At 67.8% G+C, this 19502-nt stretch carries 15 protein-coding genes; 8 read left to right on the top strand and 7 right to left on the bottom strand.

Annotation, left to right across the window (positions count from 1 at the left end):
- The first annotated feature begins 30 nt into the window (after nt 1-30).
- Nucleotides 31-999, top strand: coding sequence for an alpha/beta fold hydrolase (locus ACP7AS_RS01535; RefSeq protein WP_426027064.1), 969 nt, complete (start codon nt 31-33; stop codon nt 997-999).
- On the opposite strand, the gene ACP7AS_RS01530 is transcribed toward ACP7AS_RS01535, so the two are convergent.
- From ACP7AS_RS01530 to ACP7AS_RS01515, 4 genes are all read right to left on the bottom strand, one after another.
- Nucleotides 996-1982: an LLM class flavin-dependent oxidoreductase gene (locus ACP7AS_RS01530; protein ID WP_426027063.1), complete on the bottom strand. Its 987-nt coding sequence runs from the start codon at nt 1980-1982 to the stop codon at nt 996-998. The two genes, ACP7AS_RS01535 and ACP7AS_RS01530, sit on opposite strands and share 4 nt — an antisense overlap.
- Nucleotides 1983-2052: 70 nt before the next feature.
- Nucleotides 2053-2991, bottom strand: coding sequence for a pirin family protein (locus ACP7AS_RS01525; protein ID WP_426027062.1), 939 nt, complete (start codon nt 2989-2991; stop codon nt 2053-2055).
- Between the two features lie 12 nt (nt 2992-3003).
- Complete coding sequence (locus ACP7AS_RS01520) at nt 3004-4308, bottom strand: tetratricopeptide repeat protein (protein WP_426027061.1); 1305 nt, start codon at nt 4306-4308, stop codon at nt 3004-3006.
- An 81-nt stretch (nt 4309-4389) separates the two neighbouring features.
- A complete protein-coding gene (locus ACP7AS_RS01515) occupies nt 4390-4878 on the bottom strand; it encodes an Lrp/AsnC family transcriptional regulator (RefSeq protein ID WP_426027060.1) in 489 nt (162 codons plus the stop codon).
- A gap of 148 nt (nt 4879-5026) precedes the next feature.
- Between ACP7AS_RS01515 and ACP7AS_RS01510 the strand changes: the two genes are divergently transcribed.
- The 5 genes from ACP7AS_RS01510 to ACP7AS_RS01490 all read left to right on the top strand — a co-directional run bounded on the left by ACP7AS_RS01510 (nt 5027) and on the right by ACP7AS_RS01490 (nt 11711).
- Nucleotides 5027-6262: a thiamine pyrophosphate-dependent enzyme gene (locus ACP7AS_RS01510; protein ID WP_426027059.1), complete on the top strand. Its 1236-nt coding sequence runs from the start codon at nt 5027-5029 to the stop codon at nt 6260-6262.
- Between the two features lie 2 nt (nt 6263-6264).
- Nucleotides 6265-7392 carry an alpha-ketoacid dehydrogenase subunit beta gene (locus tag ACP7AS_RS01505; RefSeq protein ID WP_426027058.1) on the top strand — a complete coding sequence of 376 codons (1128 nt, stop codon included), beginning with the start codon at nt 6265-6267 and terminating at the stop codon, nt 7390-7392.
- Nucleotide 7393: 1 nt separating this feature from the next.
- A complete protein-coding gene (locus ACP7AS_RS01500) occupies nt 7394-9034 on the top strand; it encodes a 2-oxo acid dehydrogenase subunit E2 (RefSeq protein WP_426027057.1) in 1641 nt (546 codons plus the stop codon).
- A 5-nt stretch (nt 9035-9039) separates the two neighbouring features.
- The gene (gene lpdA / locus ACP7AS_RS01495; protein ID WP_426027056.1) at nt 9040-10437 is read left to right on the top strand and encodes a dihydrolipoyl dehydrogenase; all 1398 of its coding nucleotides are present in this window, start codon (nt 9040-9042) and stop codon (nt 10435-10437) included.
- Nucleotides 10438-10649: 212 nt separating this feature from the next.
- Nucleotides 10650-11711, top strand: coding sequence for a substrate-binding domain-containing protein (locus ACP7AS_RS01490; protein WP_426027055.1), 1062 nt, complete (start codon nt 10650-10652; stop codon nt 11709-11711).
- A gap of 197 nt (nt 11712-11908) precedes the next feature.
- On the opposite strand, the gene ACP7AS_RS01485 is transcribed toward ACP7AS_RS01490, so the two are convergent.
- Entirely contained in the window at nt 11909-12994 is a 1086-nt protein-coding gene (locus ACP7AS_RS01485; protein ID WP_426027054.1) for a glycosyltransferase family 4 protein, read from the bottom strand.
- Nucleotides 12995-13109: 115 nt separating this feature from the next.
- On the opposite strand from ACP7AS_RS01485, the gene putA reads away from it, so the two are divergent.
- Nucleotides 13110-16238: a bifunctional proline dehydrogenase/L-glutamate gamma-semialdehyde dehydrogenase PutA gene (putA, locus tag ACP7AS_RS01480; RefSeq protein WP_426027053.1), complete on the top strand. Its 3129-nt coding sequence runs from the start codon at nt 13110-13112 to the stop codon at nt 16236-16238.
- Nucleotides 16239-16241: 3 nt separating this feature from the next.
- Here putA and ACP7AS_RS01475 read toward each other — a convergent pair whose 3' ends face one another.
- The gene (locus ACP7AS_RS01475) at nt 16242-17021 is read right to left on the bottom strand and encodes a LytTR family DNA-binding domain-containing protein (protein WP_426027052.1); all 780 of its coding nucleotides are present in this window, start codon (nt 17019-17021) and stop codon (nt 16242-16244) included.
- Between the two features lie 132 nt (nt 17022-17153).
- On the opposite strand from ACP7AS_RS01475, the gene ACP7AS_RS01470 reads away from it, so the two are divergent.
- Nucleotides 17154-18089 carry an alpha/beta hydrolase family protein gene (locus tag ACP7AS_RS01470; protein WP_426027051.1) on the top strand — a complete coding sequence of 312 codons (936 nt, stop codon included), beginning with the start codon at nt 17154-17156 and terminating at the stop codon, nt 18087-18089.
- Nucleotides 18090-18120: 31 nt separating this feature from the next.
- Here the strand turns inward: ACP7AS_RS01470 and ACP7AS_RS01465 are convergent, their stop codons facing one another.
- Complete coding sequence (locus ACP7AS_RS01465; protein ID WP_426027050.1) at nt 18121-19488, bottom strand: acetyl-CoA hydrolase/transferase family protein; 1368 nt, start codon at nt 19486-19488, stop codon at nt 18121-18123.
- Nucleotides 19489-19502 lie beyond the last annotated feature (14 nt).

Here is a 19502-nt window from a genome sequence, read left to right as displayed (position 1 = left end):
GCCCGACCGGGACGGTGGTCCCTTGGACCCATGCAAACCCGACACATCCAGACCGACGGCCTGAAGCAGCAGATCCTCGAGGCCGGGACCGGTCCGCTGGTGTTGCTGATCCACGGCTTTCCGGAGCTCGGGATCAGCTGGCGGGCGCAGGTCCAGGCCCTGGGGGACGCCGGCTTCCACGCCGTCGCGCCGGACATGCGCGGCTATGGTTCAACGGAGAGACCGACTGACGTCGCGGATTATTCCATCCTGCATCTCGTCGGCGACATGGTCGATCTCGTCCGGGCGCTGGGTGAGACCCAATGCGTCGTCGTCGGCCACGACTGGGGGGCACCGGTGGCCTGGCACTGCGCCTTGATGCGGCCAGACATGTTCCGCGCGGTATTCGGCCTGTCGGTGCCGTTCCAGCCTCGTCGGCCGAAGGGGCCTCCGACCGCGGCCATGGCCGCGATCTCGAAACGGCTCGGTCGCGGCGACCTCTACATCAACCGGTTTCAGGCCGGCGACGCGCATCAAGTGTTTGATGTCGATCCGACGACCGCTCTGCGCAAGGCCTTTCATGCCTATGACGGTGCGACGCCGGACGAGCGGCAATCGACCGGTTTCATTCCCGACGGCGAGACCTTCATCTCGACGGTCCCCGACGACGCGACCCTGCCGCCGTGGATGAGCGAGGCGCATTTCCGCGAATACGTCGAAGCCTTTGCGGCCGGCGGCTTCAAGGGGCCGGTCGACTGGTATCGCAACCTCGACCGCAACTGGGCGCTGACCGCCCACCTGCAGGACGCGCTCATCCGCGTGCCCGCCGCCTTCGTGGTCGGTGAGCGCGATCCGGTGCGAAACTACTCCGGTCAGCACGAGGCAGGCTTGAAGGACTGGGTGCCGGATCTGCGGATGCAGGTCGAGGTGCCCGGTGCCGGCCACTGGATCCAGCAGGAGCAGGCAGACGAAGTGAACCGGCTGTTGCTGGCGTTTCTCCGCATGCCCGGTGTCGTCTAGAGCCCCTTCACCGCTTCGGCCGTGATCTCGAGGCTGCGGATACGCTCGTCGACGTCGAAAACCATGCCGGTGACCATGACTTCGTCCACGCCGGTCCGGGCCGCGAAGTCGGCCAGTCTGGCGCGCACGGTCTCGCGTCCGCCGATGGCGGCATAGGTCAGACGGCTCTGCACCGCCGCGATCTGGCGCGAGTCCAGCACCGTGGTGATGTCGTCCACCGGCGGCTTCACCCTGCCCGGCGTGCCGGTCACCACCGCCGCAAAGGCCTGCTGCATCGAGGTCGACAGCCGCTCCGCCGCCGCGTCGGTCTCGGCGGCGAACACATTGATCGCGGCCATCGAATAGGGCTCAGCAAGGGCCTTCGACGGCCTGAAACCGGCGCGATAGGTCTCCAGCGCCTGCATGAGCAGCTCGGGCGCAAAATGGCTGGCGAAGGCGAAGGGCAGGCCCAGATGCGCGGCCAGTTCCGCGCTGAACAGGCTGGAGCCCAGCAACCAGATCGGAACCTTCGATCCCGCCCCCGGCCAGGCCGTGACCCGCTGGCCCTCGACCGGATCGTCGAGGAAGGCCTGCAGCTCCATCACATCGCGCGGAAACTGGTCGGCGGCCTCAAAATAGCGGCGCAGGGCGCGCGCTGTCTCGCCGTCCGTGCCGGGCGCGCGACCAAGGCCCAGGTCGATCCGGCCGGGATACAGGGCCTCGAGGGTGCCAAACTGTTCGGCGATCACCAGTGGCGGATGGTTGGGCAGCATGATCCCGCCCGAGCCGACCCGGATGCGTTCGGTCGCCCCGGCGATCTGGCCGATCACCACGGCGGTCGCGGCGCTCGCGATGCCCGGCATGTTGTGGTGTTCGGCGACCCAGAACCGCTTGAACCCCAGCCGGTCGGCGGCCTGGGCGTAGGCGGTCGTTTCCAGCAGCGCCTGCCGGGCGTCGCCCCCCTGGACGACGGGCGACAGGTCAAGCACGGAGAACTGGGTCATGGGCCGAAGATCGGGTCCATGCGTTGCGATTCAAGACCCGTAGTCCGCAGAGGCCGCTGTCTGGACGGCTCTAGACCGGGTGAGTCGGCTCGGGCTTGACCGCCGCCGGTGCCGGCTCGGGCGTCGACGGAGCGTCGGGCAGGGGAATGAATTCGACGTCGTCCTCGGTCGGCAGGGCCATGCGCCCGGCCTTCCAGTCAGCTTTCGCCTGGTCGATCCGCTCCTGTTTCGAATGCACGAAATTCCACCAGATGATGCGCGGCCCGACCGGCTCGCCGCCCATCACCATGACGGTCGAAGGCTTCAGCGCCTTGATGGTGGGCTCGGCGGTCGGCTCCAGAATGATCATCTGACCCTCGTTGAAGACCCGGTCCCCGACCTCGATTTCGCCCTTTGCGACGTACAGGGCGCGCTCGGAATAACCCCCCGCCCCCTTGCCCGGCGGCGGCGCTGTCCGGACGCCCTCGGCCAGTTCCCAGTGGACATAGAACAGGGGCGACGACACTGGCACGGCGGCCTTGGCACCATAGGCCTCGCCCGCCACAAGCCGCGCGAACAGGCCGCCGCTTTCATAGGCCGGCTGGTCTGCCTCGCCGTGATGATGAAAGCGGGGGTCGGCTTCCTCGGACTCCTCCGGCAGGGCGATCCAGGCCTGCATGCCGTGCATGGGTCCGCCCGTGCTCTTCCTGAGCGGATCCGTGCGCTCGGAATGGACGATGCCCTTGCCGGCGGTCATCCAGTTGACCTCGCCCGGGCGGATGGCCTGGGTCGCGCCGGTATTGTCCCGGTGCATGATCTCGCCCTCGAACAGATAGGTCAGGGTCGACAGGCCGATATGCGGATGAGGCCGCACATTGATCGCCTCCGACCCCGGCGCGAACGCTGCCGGCCCCATCTGGTCGAGAAATATGAATGGCCCGACCATCCGCCGAGCGTGAAACGGCAGGACGCGTCCTACCTCGAACCCGCCCAGGTCCTTGCGGCGGGCGTCGATCACCATCTCGATCATGTCAGGCTCCGTTCATTCCAGCGGCAGCCTGGCGATTATCGCCGGCGCGGGCGCGGGCGTCGTCTGTGCCCCGTCGCTGCCGAAATCGCTCCACTGCGAACGGGAAACGAACACCAGTTCGCGATTCCGGACCAGCCCTGTCGTGGGCTCATCGATCATCGGCAGGTTGGCGGCCAGAACCTCGACCGACACGATCCGTCCCCAGTCGGCGTCCAGCGCCAGCTTCAGGACCCGTTGCGGCGCCACGCCATTCTGGAATCCGTACAGGAACCGGCCGTCCGTGGTCAGGCCGTCCACGCCGACCAGGCTGTCGATCGCAGGGGCGGACAGCCGACTTGCGGCACCGTTCGGCCGGTCGATGCGCCAGAGGCCCGAGGAATAGTCCGCGACGATCAGGGCCGTACCCTCCGGCGTCACCACCATCCCCTGCGGTGAGCCCAGGGTTCCGGCCGGAAGCAGCACCTCCAACGCCATGGAGCCGGGTCTCAGGACCAGCAGTTCGCCGGTCACTGAATCGGCGACATGGATCGCCCCGTCCGGCGCGCGGACGATGTCGCCCAAGCCGCGTTCCAGGGCTCCCGACGGCGGGGCTGGCCGGGCCAGGACCGCGCCCGTCGTCAGATCGATCTTCAGCAGTTCAGGGGGCGGAAGGACGGCGTCGGTGCCCAGTCCACGCAAAGCGGGGGCGAGGGGCGAGGTGGCCGCCCACAGAACACCGGCCTCTGTGTCGAGCGCCATCCCCAGCACACCGCCGATGTCCGGTTCCGCGCCGAGGGCCAGAAAATCCGTGACGGTCCCGTCGTCGGCCAGGGCCACGATCGTCCGCCCCCGCACTTGCGACACCAGCCAGCGCCCTCGGGTCTCATCCCGGACCAGGCTTTCCGCAATGACCGACCCGCCGATCCGCGCGAGTTCAGTCAGGCGACCGGTGCCGACGGGCACGCGATTGGCCTCGATGACAGCGGCCAGGGCGTCGAAGTCCGGATGACCGCCCAAGGTCGACAGCGCCCGGTCGGCGGCCAGGTTCGTCGTCAGACCCGCCCCGGCGAAGCGATTGAGCTGGGTCATGGCCTCTTCGGGCTGACCGGCTGCGACCGCCAGCCGCGCCCGCATCAGCATCAACCCGGGATGGTTGGGAATGCGCGCGTCGGCCTCGGCCAGCAGCCGGGTCGCGCCCGCCAGGTCGTCCGCATTGGCGGCGGCGATACCCTCGGCGCGCAGACGACGAAAGGCGGCGACGTCCGATTCCACTGTCGTCTGGGCCAATGCCGACGCGCCCGTGAGCAGGATGCAGGACACGGCTATGGCTGACACCATACGCTGGGCGCTCCCCCGAAGTTCGAACGTCACTATGGGTCCGCGCATCCGGGTCGCCAACTCAAGGATTGGTAATGGGGCTCAGCTGACGTGCGGCGTGATGATGCCCAGCGGCAGGGCGGTCACATTCTTCACGCCCCGGGTGACGATGTGGCTCTCGCAGTCCGAGACGATGCCGAGGCTGAGCAGCTTGAGGCGCAGGAACTGGTCGAAGGCGTGCATGTCCGAGGTGATGATGCGTAACACATAGTCCTCGCGTCCGGTGATGGTGGCGCACTGCACCACCTCGGGCCAGGCCCCTACGGCCGCCTCGAAGGCGTCGAGGTTCTCGGTCGAGGGCAGGCTCAGCTTGACGATGGCATAGACCTCGAAATCCAGACCCAGCTTGGTCGCGTCCAGAAGGGTCACCCGCTTGCGAATGAAGCCGGTGTCCTCCAGTCTCTTGATGCGGCGCCAGCACGGCGAGGCCGACAGGCCGACGCGATCCGCCACCTCGGCTACCGACAGACCGGCGTCCTGCTGCAGGATATCCAGAATGCGGGCGTCGACGGGATCCAGATCATCAGCCAAGGCGTTTCTCCTGAACTAGTAATCACGCAATAAAATACCGCAGAACCACCCAAGGCAAGGTCAAAATCGAGCGAGCCTTGCCAAACGCCCCGTGCTAAACGGCGGGCTCGAGGAAAACGCGGTCGGATCAACCGAACGGCAGGATGGAATGAAGAAGCCAAACAGACAGCCGCTGTCCCTGCGCGTGCCGGAACCATCCGGCCGGCCGGGCGATCCGACCGATTTCAGCCACCTGAAACTGGACCCCGTCGGTGCCGTCGAACGGCCCGAGGTGTCCACGGCTCCGTTCGACATGCGCGACCACGCCTTCCGGCTGGTCCGCGTGCTGGATGATGACGGCAAGGCCGTCGGCCCGTGGAATCCGAAGCTGGACGCCGAGACGATGCGGCGCGGCCTGAAGGCCATGATCCTGACCCGTGCCTTCGACGACCGGATGCATCGCGCCCACCGCCAGGGCAAGACCAGCTTCTACATGAAATGTACCGGTGAAGAGGCGATCGCGGTCGCCCAGGGCATGATCCTGTCGCGTGAGGACATGGGCTTCCCCACCTATCGCCAGCAGGGCCTTCTGATCGCGCGCGGCTATCCGCTGGCGACCATGATGAACCAGATTTATTCGAACGCCTCGGACCCGATCAAGGGCCGCCAGCTGCCGATCATGTATTCGGCGAAGGACTACGGCTTCTTCACCATCAGCGGCAATCTGGGCACCCAGGTGCCGCAGGCCGTCGGCTGGGCCATGGCCAGCGCCTACAAGGGCGACGACAAGATCGCCATCACCTGGATCGGCGACGGTGCCACGGCCGAGGGCGACTTCCACAACGCCCTGACCTTCGCCAGCGTGTATCGCGCCCCGGTCATCCTCAACATCGTCAACAACCAGTGGGCCATCAGCTCCTTCCAGGGCATCGCCGGCGGGCTTGAAACGACCTTCGCCTCCAAGGCCATCGGCTACGGCCTTCCGGCCCTGCGCGTCGACGGCAACGACTTCCTCGCCGTCTGGGCCGCGACCCAGTGGGCCGAGGAGCGCGCCCGCTCCAATCAGGGCGCGACCGTGATCGAACTGTTCACCTACCGTGGTGCCCCGCACTCGACCTCGGACGATCCGTTGCGCTACCGCCCCGCGGACGAGGCCGAGAAATGGCCGCTTGGCGACCCGATCGCCCGTCTGAAACAGCATCTGATCGCCCTCGGCGAATGGTCCGACGACCAGCAGACGGCCGCCGAGGCCGAGGCCGTCGACCAGGTCCGCGCCGCCGGCAAGGAGTCCGAGGCGATCGGCACGCTCGGCCAGTCGCGCCCCTCGGTGAAGACCATGTTTGAAGAGGTCTATGCGACCGAGGACTGGCGCATCACCGAACAACGCCGCGAGGTGGGGGTCTGATCATGAGCGAGCAAACCACCTTCACTGCTTCCGACCGCGCCGACGGCGTCGAGCCCGACATGGTCGACCAGAACCACGCGCCGAAGTCCGAGGCACCCGAGACCGCCGCCGTCATGCCCATGAACATGATCCAAGCGCTCAACTCGGCCCTCGACATCAAGATGACCGAGGACCCCAATGTCCTCAGCTTCGGCGAGGACGCGGGCTATTTCGGCGGCGTCTTCCGCGTCACCGACCATCTGCAGAAGAAGCACGGCCTGACCCGCAGCTTCGACGCCCCGATCAGCGAATGCGGCATCGTCGCCGCCGCCATCGGCATGGGGGCCTATGGCCTGCGTCCCGTCGTCGAGATCCAGTTCGCCGACTACATCTATCCGGCCTACGACCAGATCGTCTCCGAGGCGGCCAAGCTGCGCTATCGCTCGGCCGGCCAGTTCACCAGCCCGATCACGGTGCGTTCGCCGTACGGCGGCGGAATCTTCGGCGGCCAGACCCACAGCCAGTCGCCGGAAAGCCTGTTCACCCACATCGCGGGCCTGAAGGTCGTCATCCCGTCCAACCCCTATGACGCCAAGGGCCTGCTGACCGCGGCCATCGAGGACGACGACCCGGTCATCTTCTTCGAGCCCAAACGCCTCTACAACGGCCCCTTCGACGGCTGGCACCAGAAGCCGGTCAGCCCCTGGAAGGCGCAGGACCTCGCCCAAGTCCCGACCGGCAAATACGTCGAACCGATCGGCAAGGCGCGGATCATGCGCGAGGGTGCCGACGTCACCATCCTCTGCTACGGCACCATGGTCTGGGTCTCACTCGCCGGCGCCGAACACGCCGGTGTCGACGCCGAGGTCATCGACCTGCGCACCCTCGTGCCGCTCGACATCGAGACCATCGAGGCCAGCGTGAAGAAGACCGGCCGCTGCGTCATCGTCCATGAGGCGCCGAAAACCTCGGGCTTCGGCGGCGAGCTGTCGGCCCTGGTGCAGGAGCGCTGCTTCTATCATCTGGAGGCGCCGATCGCGCGGGTGACCGGCTGGGACACCCCCTATCCGCACGCCTTCGAGTGGGAATATTTCCCGGGACCCGAACGGGTCGCCACGGCCCTGAAAGCCGTCATGACCGGAGGGCGCTAGGATGGGTCGCTACGTCTTCAAACTGCCCGACGTGGGCGAAGGCACCGCCGAGGCCGAACTGGTCGCCTGGCATGTGAAGGTCGGCGACATGGTCGCCGAGGACCAGATCATCGCCGACATCATGACCGACAAGGCCACGGTCGAGCTGACCTCGCCCGTCGCCGGCAAGGTGCTGGCCGCCCATGGCGAACCCGGCCAGCAACTGGCCGTCGGCTCGCCGCTGGTGGAGTTCGAGGTCGAGGGCGCGGGCAATGCGTCCGCAGAGGCCGCGCCGGTGCCCGCCAAGGCTGAACCGGCCCCGGCTCCCAAGGCGGAAGCGCCCAAGGTTGAGGCGGCACCCGTCGCAGCCCCTGCCGCGGTCGGCGGCAATTTCGTCTTCAAACTGCCCGACGTGGGCGAAGGCACCGCCGAGGCCGAGCTCGTCGGCTGGCATGTGAAGGTCGGCGACGCCGTGACCGAGGACCAGCTCCTCGCCGAGGTCATGACCGACAAGGCCACGGTCGAACTGACCAGCCCCGTCGCCGGAACCGTGGTTGCCCTTCATGGCGACGCGGGCCAGCAACTGCCCGTCGGCGGTCCGCTGGTCAGCTTCAAGGTCGAGGGCAAGGGCAATCAGGCCGCCGCTACAGCTCCGGCCAAAGCCGCCGCACCGAAGGCCGAAGTCGCACCGGCTCTGGCAGCGAAAGCCGCTGCTCCCGCCCCGACCAAGGCCCCGGCGAAGGCCGTTGCCGAAGCCTTCACCACCCGCGCCGTCGGCCAGCGCCCGCTCGCCTCGCCCGCCGTCCGAAACCGCGCCCGCGACCTCGGGATCGAGTTGCAGTTTGTCCCCGGCTCCGGCCCCGCCGGCCGCATCGAGCACTCTGATCTCGACAGCTACGTCGCCTCCGGTGGTCACGGATCGTCCGCACCCGGAGCATCGGCGTCCTCCACCTACGCCAGGGCCGAAGGAACCACCGAAACCCGCATCATCGGCCTGCGCCGCAAGATCGCGGAGAAGATGGCCGAGAGCGTCCGCCGCATCCCCCACATCACCTATGTGGAAGAGATCGACGTCACTTCGCTCGAGGAACTCCGCGCCCACCTCAATTCGACGAAGTCCAAGGACCAGCCCAAGCTCAACGTCCTGCCCTTCATCGCCCGCGCCATCGTCGTGGCCCTGCGCGACCAGCCGACCATCAACAGCCACTACGACGACGAGGCTGGCGTCCTGACCACCCACGCCGCCGTCCACCTCGGCATCGCCGCCCAGACGCCGAACGGCCTGATGGTCCCGGTCGTCCGCCACGCCGAGGCGCGCGACCCCTGGGATACGGCGCTGGAGATCGCCCGCGTCTCGGGCGCCGCCAAGGACGGTTCGGCCAAACGCGACGAGCTCAGCGGCTCGACCATCACCATCACCTCGCTGGGCACGCTGGGCGGGGTGGTCCACACCCCGATCATCAACCACCCCGAGGTCGCAATCGTCGGCCCCAACAAGATCGCCGAGCGCGTGGTGGTCAAGGACGGCCAGATGGTCGTGCGCAAGATGATGAACCTGTCCTCCAGCTTCGATCACCGCATCGTCGACGGCCACGACGCGGCGGTCTTCGTGCAGCGCATCAAGGGCCTGCTGGAACATCCCGCGACCCTCTGGATGAGCTGAGAACCATGGCAGAAACCCTCAAAACCAAGGTCCTCATCATCGGTGCCGGCACCGGCGGCTATGTCGCGGGGATCCGCTGCGGCCAGCTGGGGCTCGACACCGTGCTGGTGGACGGCGGCGACGGCCTTGGCGGCACCTGCCTGAATGTCGGCTGCATCCCGTCCAAGGCCATCATCCACGCGGCCTCGAAATTCGAGACGGTGTCCAAGGCTGCCGCCGGCGGCACGCTCGGCATCACGGCGTCGAAGCCGGCCATCGACCTTGCCCAGACCACGGCGTGGAAAGACGGCATCGTCAGGAAGCTGAACGCGGGCGTCGCCGCCCTGCTGAAGAAATCGAAGGTCAAGGTCATCAAGGGCTGGGCGAACTTCACCGATGCCAAGACCTGCACGGTGACGACGGCCGACGGCGACATCGTCATCAGCGCCGAAAACGTCATCCTCGCCACCGGCTCCGAGCCGGTCGAACTGCCCTTCCTGCCCTTCGGCGGCGACGTCATCTCCTCGACCGAGGCCCTTTCCCTGTCGGCGGTGCCTGAAAAGCTGGTCGTCGTCGGCGGCGGCTATATCGGCCTCGAACTCGGCATCGCCTTCCGCAAGCTCGGGGCCGAGGTGGCCATCGTCGAAATGGCCGACCGTCTCCTGCCGCTCTACGACAAGGCCCTGACCGATCCCGTCCAGAACTGGCTCGAGAAGCACGGCGTCGAACTGCACCTCGGCGCCAAGGCCGGGTCGTTCGAAAAGGGCCATCTGAATTTCACAACGAAGGACGGCGAAGCCCGGAAGCTGAAGGCCGACAAGGTCCTCGTCACCGTCGGCCGCCGTCCGCGCACCAAGGGCTGGGGCCTCGAGAACATGGGCGTCGCCATGGCCGGTCCGTTCGTGAAGATCGACGACCGCTGCGCCACCAGTATGCGCAACGTCTGGGCCGTCGGCGACCTGACCGGGGAACCCATGCTGGCCCACAAGGGCTCGGCCCAGGGCGAGGTCGTCGCGGAGATCATCGCCGGCCATGACCGCCGCTTTGACCCCGTCACCATCGCCGCCGTCTGTTTCACCGAGCCCGAGATCGTCTCCGCCGGCCTCGGCCCGCTGGATGTCGAGGGCCGCGACGACGTCATCACCGCTGTCTTCCCGCTCGCCGCCATCGGCCGGGCCCTGGCCATCGAGGCCGGCGAGGACGGCGGCTTCGTCCGCGTGCTGGCGTCGAAATCCGATCACCGCCTGCTCGGGGTGCAGGCCGTCGGCCAGCACGTCGCCGAAATGTCCAACAGCTTCGCCCAGATGCTGGAGATGGGCGCGGTCCTCGAAGACGTCGCCGGCGTCATCCATGTCCACCCCACCCTCGGCGAGGCCTTCCATGAGGCGTCGCTGCGGGCGCTGGGGCACGCGATCCATATCTAGGGATGAGGGATTAGGGATTAGGGATTGGGATTAGAGCGATAAGGTTGGCTGAAGCGTGGGCCGACGCCACCGCCTGTCCTTCCTGACCCCTGGTCCTGAATCCCTAATCCCTATTCCTCCCTCCGTCGTCGAACCGTCACACTAGCGTCGGTCCGACCGTCACAAACCTGTGGTCCAAGCGGCTCCAACCGCTCTTGATCCGGAGACTGACGATGACCCGCGCCTTGCTTGCTGCCGCCTCGGCGATCGCCCTGCTCGCCCTCGGGGCCTGCAACAACGACCAGTCCGCCGGCAATCAGACCGCCCGCGCTGGCATCTGGGCCGCCGGCTCCTCGACCGTCTTCCCCTTCGCCACCCGCGTGGCCGAGAATTTCGCCCGCACCTCGGGCGGCGCCGCACCGCGCGTCGAATCGCTGGGCACCGGCGGCGGCATCCAGGCCTTCTGTCAGGGCGTCGGTCCGAACACGCCGGACATCGCGAACGCCTCGCGGCCGATGAAGGCGTCGGAGTTTGAACTGTGCCGCACCAACGGCGTCACCGACATCGTAGAGATCAAGATCGGCTTCGACGGCATCGTCGTGGCCACCGCCCGCAGCGGCGCAACCTTCAACCTGCGCCTTCAGGACCTGTACCTGGGTCTGGCCAAGGAGACGCCCGGCCCCGGCGGCACTTTCGTCGCCAATCCGGCCACGATGTGGAGCCAGGTCAATCCCGGCCTGCCGGCCCAGCGTATCCAGGTCTATGGCCCGCCGCCGACCTCGGGCACGCGCGACGCCTTCCTCGAACTGGGTATGTCCCCCGGTGCGAAACTGATCCCCGCCCTGGCCGCCATCACCGACTCGGACCGGTTCGAGACGCTGGCCCATACCGTTCGCGAGGACAACGCCTGGGTCGACTCGGGCGAGAATGACAACGCTATCGTCCAGACGCTGAGCCGCACACCGGGATCGCTGGGCGTGTTCGGCTATTCCTTCCTCGAGCAGAACCTGGACACCGTCCGGGCCGAAACCATCGACGGCGTCGCGCCGAGCGCCGACACCATCGCCGACGGCTCCTATCCGTTGGCCCGCAGCCTCTACATCTACGTCAAGAAGCAGCACGTCGGCGTGACGCCGGGGCTGGAGCAGTTCGTGATGGAATTCCTCTCCGAGGCCTCCGCCGGCCGCGGCGGCTATCTGCAGGACCGTGGCCTGGTGCCGCTGCCGGAAGACCAGCTGGTCGCGCAGCGCGCGATCGCCAACGCTTTGACGGTGATGGCCGCGCCGGCGGAATAGAAATCAGCGTCTCCTCCCTGTCGCGCAGCGATGGTGAGGTGGCTCGTCGGCGATTCAGCCGACGAGCCGGAGGGGGCGAGCCGGTGCGAGGGGATTTGCGGATGACTGGCTGAGGCCGGCGTCGCCCCCTCCGTCACGGCGCGAAGCCGCGCCGCGCCACCTCCCCAATCGCGATGCTCATGGGGAGGAGACCGCTTCTAAGCCGCCACCCTTCGCCTCAACCGCGCGATCCGGCGCAGACGGCGCCAGAAGCGGCCGCGCTCGGGCTCGGGATAGGGTTGCAGGTTCTCGACGAACTGCTCGGCCGAGGCGCGCCAGCTGAATTTCTCGGCATAGGCCCTCACCGCCGCCCGGTCGCATTCCAGCGCCTTTAGACAGGCCGTGCGCAGGTCCTTGTCAATGGCCCCCGCATTCGACCCTGGAATGATGTCGATCGGCCCATGCGCCGGATAGGCGGCGACCGGCGTGCCCGTGCCCATCGCCTCCAGGATCACCAGGCCGAAGGTGTCGGTCCAGCTGGGGAAGACAAAGACATCGGCGTCACGGAAGCAGCGCGCCAGTTCCTCGCCGAACCGCGCGCCGAGGAATTTGGCCTCGGGATATTTCTGTTCCAGTTCGGCCCGCGCCGGACCGTCGCCGACGACGATCTTCGTGCCAGGCAGATCGGTTTCGAGGAAGGCCTCGATATTCTTCTCGACGGCCACCCGCCCGACATTGAGGAAGAAGGGCCGGGGCCAGTCCTTTCCACCCATCTCATCGTAGATACGCGGCAGGTCGGGGTGGAATTGTTCGGTGTCGACGCCGCGTGTCCAGGGCGAGACGTTCTTGAACCCGTGCGCCACCAGCTCGTCGCGCAGGGTCGGCGTCGCCACCATCAGCCGGCCCGACGGCTTGTGGAACCATTTCATATAGGCGTAGCCGACCTGGACCGGGATCGGGAACCGGGCCGAGACATATTCGGGAAATTTGGTGTGATAGCTGGTCGTGAACGGCAGCTTCCATTCCACGCAGATGCGCCGCGTGGCGATGCCGATGGGCCCCTCGGTAGCGATATGCACCGCCTCGGGCTCGAAGGCGCGCAGGCGTTCGCGGATCTCTTCCTCGGCCCCCAGCGCCAGCCGGATTTCCGGATAGGTCGGGCAGGGGATGGTCTTGAACTGGCTGGGCTCGATGACGTCGACGTCATGGCCCATGCCCCGGCATTCCGCCACGGTGCGGGTCAGGGTGCGGACGACGCCGTTGACCTGGGGCTCCCAGGCGTCAGTGGCCAGAACGATGCGCATGTGGGCCGGATGGCTCCGCCGTTGATCGGGAGATGTGTCTAGCGCCTCACGTGGCGGTTGGCGAGACGCCGCATCCCCCTCCCGTTCCGTCTCAAAAGCGTCTAGGACGCCCGCCATGAACGCACACGTCCCGCCGCAGGTCGCCCTCTCCCAGGACTGGGATATGCTGGATCAGGGCAAGTTCGCCGACGAGGCCGACATGGTGCGCGGCCTGCTTACGCGGATGCCGCTGGACGAGGCCGAACGCGCCTCCGTCCTGTCCAGCGCCACAGGCCTGGTCGAACGCGCGCGCGCCAGCGTCAAGAAACAGGGGGTGGTCGAGAGCTTCCTGCAGGAATTCTCGCTCGGGACCCGCGAGGGCCTGGCCCTGATGTGTCTCGCCGAGGCCCTGCTGCGCACGCCGGACGAAGAGACCCGCGACCGTTTGATCGCCGAGAAGATCGGTTCGGCGGACTGGAGTTCGCATCTGGGTCAATCCGACAGTCTGTTCGTCAACGCCTCGACCTGGGGGCTGATGCTGACCGGCAAGCTGGTCGACGTGGACGACGAGGCGCGAACTGACCTGCCCGGCTTCCTCAAACGCATCGTCGGCCGTCTCGGCGAGCCGGTGATCCGCGAGGCCGTTGCCGCCGCCGTCCGCATCATGGGCGAGCAGTTCGTGGTCGGCCGCACCATCGAGGGCGCACTGAAGCGGGCCAACAAGGAAGGCTGGCTGTGCAGCTTCGACATGCTGGGCGAGGGCGCGCGGACCGCACACGACGCCGAGCGCTATGAAAAGATCTACGCCGACGCCATCGAGGCCGTGGGCAAGACCGCCAAGGGGCAGGGGCCCGAGGCCGGCCACGGCGTCTCGGTCAAGCTGTCGGCCCTGTCGCCCCGCTATGAGGCGACCCACGAGGCGCGGGTCTGGGACGAACTCTACCCCCGCATCGTCCGGCTGGCCCGGATCGCGGCGGAGTATGACATCAACTTCACCATGGACGCCGAGGAGGCCGACCGGCTGGCCCTGTCGTTGAAGCTGCTGGACCGGCTGGCGCACGAACCCGACCTGGGTGGCTGGACCGGCCTCGGTCTCGCCGTTCAGGCCTATCAGAAGCGTGGACCCGAAGTGATCCGCCGCGTCGCCGAGCTGGCGAAGACGTCAGGCCGGCGGTTGATGGTTCGTCTGGTCAAGGGGGCCTATTGGGACACCGAGGTAAAGCGCGCGCAGGTGTTCGGCCGCACCGACTATCCGGTCTTCACCACCAAGGCGGCGACTGACCTCAACTACCTCGTCTGTGCCCGGCTGATGATCGAGGCTGCGCCGCACCTCTACAGCCAGTTCGCCACCCACAACGCCCACTCCCTCGCCGCCGTCCACAGGATGGCGTCCGAGCACGGCGTGAAGATCGAATTCCAGCGCCTGCACGGCATGGGCGAGGCCCTGTACGATGCGGCGCGCGACGCCTTCGGGCCCGTGACGGTCCGGGCCTACGCCCCCGTGGGCGGGCATGAGGACCTGCTGCCCTATCTGGTGCGCCGCCTGCTCGAGAACGGGGCCAACTCGTCGTTCGTGCACGCCTTGCTGGACGAGCGGGTGCCCGCCTCGGCCGTCGCCGCCGACCCCATTTCGGCGGTCGAGGCCCACCCCGACCGTCACGCCAAGATCCCGACTCCCAAGGATATGTATATGGACCGCCAGAACTCGCTGGGCCGCGACTATTCGCAAGCGGCTGACCGCGACCGCCACGCCGTCGCGCTCGCCCGGGTCGACAGCGAGAAACTGACCTCGGGCCCGATCATCGGCGGCAAGCTGAAGGCCGGGACCCACCCGCAGGACGTGACCAACCCCTTCGATACCACCCAGGTCCTGGGCCACGTCTCCGAAGCGACCACGGCCGACATCGACGCCGCCGTCGACGCCGCGGCCAAGGCCCAGGTCGCCTGGGACCGCAAGGGCGGCGCGGGCCGCGCCCCTGTGCTGCGCGCCATGGCCGACGCACTGGAAGCCGACATGGACCGTCTGGTGGCCCTGCTGTCGCGCGAGGCCGGCAAGACGCTGAACGACAGCGTCGCCGAAATCCGCGAGGCCGCCGACTTCTGCCGCTACTACGCCATGCTGGCCGAACGAGACTTCGGCGGCCGCACCGAGCTGAAGGGCCCGGTCGGCGAGATCAACCAGCTGGTCCTGCACGGCCGTGGCGTCTTCGCCTGCATCAGCCCGTGGAATTTCCCGCTGGCCATCTTCACCGGCCAGATCGCCGCCGCCCTCGCCGCCGGCAACGGCGTCCTGGCCAAGCCGGCCGAACAGACCCCACTGATCGCCGCCGAGGCCGTGCGCCTCTATTACAAGGCCGGCCTGGACCCGAGCCTTCTGGCCCTCGTGCCCGGACGCGGCGAGACGGTCGGCGCGGCCCTGGTCAGCCACCCCGGCATCGACGGCGTCGCCTTTACCGGCGGCACGGACACGGCGTCGGCGATCAACAAGGCGCTGGCCGCCCGGCCCGGTGCCATCATCCCCTTCATCGCCGAGACCGGCGGCCTGAACGGCATGTTCGTCGATACGACGGCGCTGAAGGAACAGGTCATCGACGACGTCATCGTGTCGGCTTTCGGCTCGTCGGGCCAGCGCTGCTCGGCCCTGCGCCTGCTCTATGTCCCGCACGACGCCGCCGACGCCCTGATCGAGGGCCTCAAGGGCGCGCTGGCGGCCCAGGTCGTGGGCGACCCCTCCGACCCCGCCACCGACATCGGCCCGGTCATCGACGCGGACGCCAAGGCGGCTCTCGATGCCCACCTGAAGCGCCTCGAAGGCGATGCGAAGATCATCGCCCGCGCCGAACTGCCGACCGGCGCCGACAAGGGCCACCTGTTCGCCCCGACCATCGCCGAGATCCCGACGCCCGACTATCTGGAGCGCGAGGTCTTCGGCCCTATCCTGCACGTCTGCCGGTACCATCCGAAAGACCTGAAGCAGACGGCGTCGAAACTGGCCGCGCGCGGCTATGGCCTGACGCTGGGCGTGCACAGCCGGATCGAGGCCTTTGCCGAGGAAGTGATCCGCCTGGTCCCGGCCGGCAATGTCTACATCAACCGGTCGATCACCGGCGCGGTGGTCGGCGTCCAGCCCTTCGGCGGTGAGGGCCTGTCCGGCACCGGTCCCAAGGCCGGCGGCCCGTACAGCCTGATCCGCTATGCCTCTGAGAAGGCCATCTCGAACAACATCTCCGCCCAGGGCGGCGACCCGGCGCTGCTGAATCTGTAGAGCTCACCGCCCCTGGTCCAGCCAACCCGCCGCTTTCAGCTCCGCCACCTTGGCGCGGGCGACCGGTGTCTCCAGGCCGGATGTCAGCAGGAGACGCAGGTTCCGCCCGTCATGTGCGACTCCGCGTACGGCATGGCGGGCCACCCACCAGGACCGGTGGACGCGCAGTCCCTCGAGGTCTCCAACCTGTTCGATCGCGCGGGCCAGAGGCGACAGGACCAGAGCCGATCCTTCGGTCGTGTGCAGCCGGACATAGTGATCCTCCATCTGCAGGCACAGGAGGTCACGACCGAGGCGCGGCGGCAGGCGATCCAGCATGCGCGCCCCGCCCTCGCAGGCCTTCGCCGCCTCCGCCCCGGCGTTCGCCCGGGCATGGGCGGCGACGTAAAGCGACATGTAGACCAACTCGATGAGGAGGGTCTGGCCGTACCATTCGATCCCGCCCACGGCCTCCCGGATGCCCGGCCAGAGGGCGACAGCGATCAGCCGCGCCGCGAGCCCCAGTGGCGCGCTGAGCACAACGGCGACGATCGGAATCCACATCCACGCGTCCAGGCCCCGACGACGCGCAGCTGGCCAGACCAGACGCACCGCCACGCCGACCCCGAGCGCGCTGAGCAGGCAGACCGCCATCCAGTAGGCCAACCGCACAGACAGGGTGTCGTTGAAGAAACTTCCAAACGGCCCGACGACACCGAGAACGATGCCGGCCACCGCGCCGGCAGCCAGATCGATCGCCCACATACGCGGGGTGTTCAGCCAGACTTTCAACGGATCCTGCATGGCTCGACTATAACGACGGTGGGCCGAAGCGGAACCGTTCGCCGGGCCGCGAACCCGTTTGCCCGTTCGCGAAACCGGGCTGGCGTCGGCGATCCGGCGACGCGCAGATGAGGAACCAACCCGGAGGTCCCCATGTTCTTTCGCCCCCTGCAATCCCTGTGCGCCGTGCTCGCGCTTGTCGTTGTCCTGTTCGCGTTTCCCACCATGGCCCGCGCGCTGGACCAGATTATCCATTTCACCGACAGGCGCGGCGAAACGATCGAAGGCGGAGTCTGGCTGCCCGCTCCGGGCGTCGATGCTTCACCCCGGGCCCTGGTGGTCATTTCCCACGGCAACGGCGGCTGGTACGCGGGGCATGACGACACCGCGCGGGCCCTGGCCGACGCCGGATTCATCGTCGCCGCCCTGACCCATCCGGGCGACAATTTCCGCGACCACAGCCGCGGCCTGCAACTGACCGGCCGAGCGCCCCAGCTCAGCGCCCTGATCGACTACATGGTCGACGACTGGGGCGGCCCGGTTCTTCTGGATCCGGACCGGATTGGAGCCTTTGGCTTCTCCGCCGGAGGCTTCACCGTGACATCCATTGTGGGTGGCGTGTCCGAAGCGCGCGCCATTCAGGCCCACTGCGCGGCCCACCCTGATCTCTTCGCCTGCCGGCTCCTGGCGATGGATCCACTGGACGAAGGGGAATGGCACCCCGAGACGCGCGACGCGCGCGTCAAGGCAGCCGTCATCGCCGCCCCGGCCTTCGGCGAGTCCTTCACCACCGCCAGTCTCGCCTCGATCACCGTGCCGATTCAGCTCTGGCAGGCCGCCGACGATGAGATTCTGCCCTCGCCGTACAATGTCGAGCCGATCCGCGACCGACTGGGCAAGGCGCCGGAATACCGCCGAGTCGAGGGGGCCGGTCACTACGACTTCCTGCCGGCCTGTGCTCCGCAGATGCGGGCCCAGGTGCCTGAGCTCTGCGTCTCAGCCCCCGGCTTCGACCGGGCGGCATTCAAAGCGGAATTCAATCGTCAGGTCGTGACCTTCTTTCACACTGCCCTTTTGGCAGCGCCCTGAACCGTGGCGCTGCAGATCCTTCGTGTCGGGCTCACAATAGCCCGGTCTCCCGCGCCCCACGCTCCAGCTCCTCCCGGAACCGGGGATCGGCGATGGCGATCAGGGCGCGGGCGCGTTCGGCGTTGCTCCTGCCCTTGAGTTCGGCTCGGCCGTGCTCGGTGACCACGATGTGGACGTCGTTGCGGGGGACCGTGACCGGTCCGTCCAACCGCGGGACGATGCGCGAGACCGTCCCCTTTTCCGCCGTTGAATGGCAGGCGATGATCGACCACCCGCCGGCCGAGGCATAGGCCCCGCGCACGAAATCCAGCTGGCCGCCCGAGGCCGTGAACTGGCGGCCGTTCAGATGTTCCGAGCAGCAGGCCCCGGTCAGGTCGACCTGCAGCGTGGCGTTGACCGAGATCATCCGGTCATTGCGGGCGATGACGGCCGGATCGTTCACATAGTCGACCGGCCAGGCCTCCATGTCGCGGTTGCCGTCGAGGAAGTCGTAGGTCGCGCGCGTCCCCATGCAGAAGGAGAAGACCCCCTTGCCGGGGTGCAGGGTCTTGCGGGCATTGGTGATCACGCCGGCCAGCATCAGCTCGACCAGACCGGGCGTCAGCATCTCGGTGTGCAGGCCAAGGTCGCGCCGGTCGTGCAGGGCCGCGCAGACGGCGTTCGGCAGGGCACCGATGCCCATCTGCAGGGTTGAGCCGTCCTCGATCATGTCGGCGATCAGACCGCCGATGGCGAGGTCATTCGGGGCCGGTTCCGTCACGGGCAGTTCGAGCAGGGGCGTGTGATTCTCGACCACGGCGGTCACGCGCGAGACGTGGATCGTGCAGTCGCCGAAGACGCGCGGCATCGCCGGATTGACCTCAAGGATGATCCGCCCGGCGTGGTCGCTGACGGGCCTGTTGTAATCGGTGTTGATGCCGAAGCTGAAACAGCCGTCCTCGTCCATCGGCGAGACGGTACAGATCAGGGTGTCGACCCCGGCCTCGCGCAACAGTCGTGGAACCTGCTGGAACCCCGTGGGGATGAAGGTCACCGGATTGGGCCGGCCGGCCGCCCGGGCGCGCGCTTCAAGACCCCGTTCGATGGCGCTGTGGAACAGGCTCATCGGGCGGATCCGGCCCATCAGCTCGTCCTTGAGCACCGTCTGGCCGGCGATACCGGTGGACAGCAGATAGTAGAGGCCGACGTCCGTGACCTGTCCGGCGCGGGCGCGGTCGGCGAGCGCCGCGAGGATGGCCGGTGGTTGCGAGAAGCCCAGCCCCATCGCCACCCGGGCGCTCGAGGGAATCAGCGCAACGGCTTCGGCCGCGGACATCAGGCGCTGCTGGTAGAGGGTCTGCGACATGGGGTCACCGTTCGGGGTGACCGACCATAGCCCACGGCCCGGTTTCTGCGGCATCAGACTTTCATGAC

Origin of the sequence: Brevundimonas sp. TWP2-3-4b2 (assembly GCF_049897345.1) — a bacterium.
In the GTDB taxonomy this organism is placed as follows: Bacteria; Pseudomonadota; Alphaproteobacteria; order Caulobacterales; family Caulobacteraceae; genus Brevundimonas.
Note: the sequence above shows the minus strand (reverse complement) of the source record. Positions and strands in the feature narration are given on the sequence as shown.